General features: G+C 74.9%; 3 protein-coding genes and 1 pseudogene. 1 reads left to right on the forward strand and 3 read right to left on the reverse strand.

Annotated features, from left to right (window positions below; all coding sequences use genetic code 11):
- From AC1DQF_RS21395 to AC1DQF_RS21405, 3 genes and pseudogenes are all read right to left on the reverse strand, one after another.
- Positions 1-255 (reverse strand): annotated as a pseudogene (locus AC1DQF_RS21395) (hydrolase); the annotation flags it as partial.
- A complete protein-coding gene (locus tag AC1DQF_RS21400) occupies positions 252-998 on the reverse strand; it encodes an SOS response-associated peptidase (RefSeq protein ID WP_477527239.1) in 747 nt (248 codons plus the stop codon). The gene AC1DQF_RS21400 and the pseudogene AC1DQF_RS21395, both read right to left, overlap by 4 nt.
- Positions 999-1,030: 32 nt before the next feature.
- Positions 1,031-1,786 carry a hypothetical protein gene (locus AC1DQF_RS21405; RefSeq protein ID WP_477527240.1) on the reverse strand — a complete coding sequence of 252 codons (756 nt, stop codon included), beginning with the start codon at positions 1,784-1,786 and terminating at the stop codon, positions 1,031-1,033.
- Between the two features lie 176 nt (positions 1,787-1,962).
- On the opposite strand from AC1DQF_RS21405, the gene AC1DQF_RS21410 reads away from it, so the two are divergent.
- A partial coding sequence (locus AC1DQF_RS21410) for a sigma-70 family RNA polymerase sigma factor (protein WP_477527241.1) occupies positions 1,963-3,052 on the forward strand: 1,090 nt, incomplete at its 3' end.

Raw genomic sequence — 3,052 nt, forward strand, 5'->3', positions numbered from 1 at the left:
CCGCAGGGCAGCGTCGAGGGAGCCCGGCGGGGTGGCGATCCTGCGGCCCGCGACCCGCCACGGCTGCTCGAGCAGGATCACGCTGACGCCCTGCCCGGGCAGGGCCCCGGCGAGCGCGACCAGGTCCCGGGCGTCCACGCCCCCGCCCGCGCCGTGGCTGAGCAGGAGGGTGGCGACCGGGCGGTGGGCGTGGCGCACGTGCAGGCGCCCCTCGCCGTGCGGGGTCGGGACGGGGCGGATCGTCGCCTTGATCACGAGGGGACGTCCTCGAGCGGGAGCGGCTCGACGAGCTCGGGTCCGTTGTTGCGCACGTTGCCGACCGCCGTGGAGACAGGGTAGGCCTCCAGGCTGCCGGGTGCGGCCGGTACGAGCAGTGAGAGCTCGCCGCCGACGCGCGGGTCCAGCCACTGCGCCCAGCGGTCGCGCTCGACCATCAGCGGCATCCGGTCGTGGATGTGGCCCAGGGAGTCCTCGGCCTCGGTGGTGAGCACCGTGCAGGTCCAGCGGAACCGCTCGGGGTCGTCCTCGGCCCGGCTCGGGTCGCGCCAGATCTCGTAGAGACCGGCCATGGCCAGCACCCCACCGTCGGCCGGCCGGATGAAGAAGGGCTGCTTGACCGGCTTGCCGGCCTTGGTCGTCTGCGACGTGGGGTACCACTCGAAGTAGCCGTCGGCCGGGAGCAGGCAGCGCCGCACGGCGAACGCGCGCTTGTACGCCGGCTTGTCGGCCACCGTCTCCATCCGCGCGTTGATCATCCGGTTGCCGATCGAGGGGTCCTTGGCCCAGGACGGCACCAACCCCCAGGTCAGCACCCRCAGCTGGCGCTCGGGCGGCTCGGGGCTGTCCTTGGAGGGCGGCCGCTCCACGACGGCGTACACCTCCTTGGTCGGCGCGACGTTGTAGTCGGCGGCCAGGGGCGCGGGCGTGCGGTCGGCGACGACCTCGAACTCCTCGACGAGGTCCTCGGGTCGACGCGAGGAGGCATAGCGTCCGCACATGGGGCCAGCGTAGTGACCGAGCCGGGCGGGCGTCAGGACCGGGCGAGCTCGTCGAGCAGCCGGGCGGCGGCCAGGTCGGTGCCGGGCAGCCCCTCGATCCACACCCGCGCGGGGTCGTCGGTCAGGCCGGACACCAGCGAGCGCAGCAGCCGGACCCGGGTGCCGAGCCGGTCGCTCCGGGAGGCCACGACCACCACCCGGTGCGGTCCCAGCCGGCCGACGGTCTCGCCGCCGGCGAAGACGGTCCGCGCGGCCTCCCCCACCCGGGAGAGCCGCAGCGAGCGGGCCAGGCGGGAGCCCGGGTCCACGTCGTCGCCCCCGGCCGGCGCGTCGCCGGACAGCTCGCAGACCACGAGTGCCCAGGCCGTGTTGATGCCGGCGCTGCCGTGCTGGCGGTAGAGGTCGCCCAGCCGACTGCGCACGTGCACGAGGGTGGCGAGCCCGGTCATCGGGTCCTCGCAAGAGAGTGCGTGGAAGTAGGACATGGCCGCCTCGCTCCAGCCGAACAGCAGCGCCGACAGGGCCTCGTACGTCGGGTCGTGACCGCGCACCGCGTGCCAGGCCTGCCGGAGACCGGCCATGGTCTCCTCCAGGGACGACCCGTCCAACGCCAGGTCGCGACCGACCACTGCGCACGCGTCGGTGGCGTCCGATCCCCCGAGGAGGGCCTCGGCCACCGCCTCGAAGTGCCGCGGCAACCCGGCCGGCCGGTCGTGGGGCGCCGTCGTCCTCGTCCCGGAGCCCGCCACGGGACGCCGTGCGAACGGGCCGGGTGCGAACAGTCCCATGCGGCGCTCCTTCCCGGGTCCCGGTCACTGGTCGTGCCCTACGGGGTGTGGACGAGGGTGCGCAGGGGCCATGACGCCGATCCGCAGGAACTTGTCCGAGCCGCGTTTCCCCTCGCCCACCGCGATGCGGGGCCTACAGTGGCGTCACGCCCTCGCCCTCGAACCGTCTGGTGAGCATGAGCAGCACGACGCGTGTGGAGTCCCCCGGCGACGCCGAGCTGATCTCGGCCGTCCGGGGTGGGGACACCGACGCCTACGGCCTGCTCTTCGAGCGCCACGTGGACGCCGCGCGCCGCCTGGCCCGCCAGCTCGTCTCGGCCGGTGATGTGGAGGACCTCGTCTCCGAGGCGTTCGTCAAGGTGCTGCAGGTGCTCCAGCGCGGTGGTGGCCCCGACGTCGCGTTCCGGGCCTACCTGCTCACCGCCGTACGACGACTGCGCGTGGACCGCCTGCGGGCCACCTCCCGGCTCCACACCACCGACGACATGGAGAAGTTCGACCCGGGCGTCCCCTTCCGCGACACGGCCGTCGAGGGCTTCGAGAGCGCCACCGCCGCCCGCGCCTTCGCCTCGCTGCCCGAGCGGTGGCAGCTGGTCCTGTGGCACACGGAGGTCGAGGGCCAGAAGCCCGCGGACGTCGCCCCGCTGCTGGGGATGAGCGCCAACTCGGTCTCCGCGCTCGCCTACCGGGCCCGCGAGGGGCTGCGCCAGGCCTACCTCAACGAGCACGCCTCCGAGCTCGACGACCAGAGCTGTCGGTGGACCCGCGACCACCTCGGCGCCTACATCCGCAACGGCATCTCCCGGCGCGACACGGGCAAGGTCGAGGACCACCTCGGCCACTGCCGCTCCTGCGCCGGGCTCTACCTCGAGCTCAGCGAGGTCAACTCCAACCTGGGGGCCGTCCTGGCTCCCCTGCTGCTCGGCGGGGTGGGCGCGGCGTATGCCTCCGCGGCTGCCGGGGCCGCGGCACCGGCGGGGCTGCTCGCCGTGCTGGGACGGACCCGCGACCTCGTGGCGGCCCACACCCAGGTCGCCGCCGTCGTCGGTGTCACCGCCGCCGTGGCGGTCAGCGGCGGCGGCTTCCTCGTGTGGCAGAACGCCCAGACCCCGGCCGCCGTCTCCGGCCCGGTGGCGGGTGCGGAGCCCACCGGCGAGGCCGGCGCGGGCGCCGGCCTCGGATCCACCCCGGACCCGGGCGCGGGCTCCGGCGCGGGGACAGGCACCCAGCAGCGGCACGCGTCCCCCACGGGCACGACCGCCGGCC

The organism is Nocardioides sp. P4_G4 (assembly GCF_056401085.1).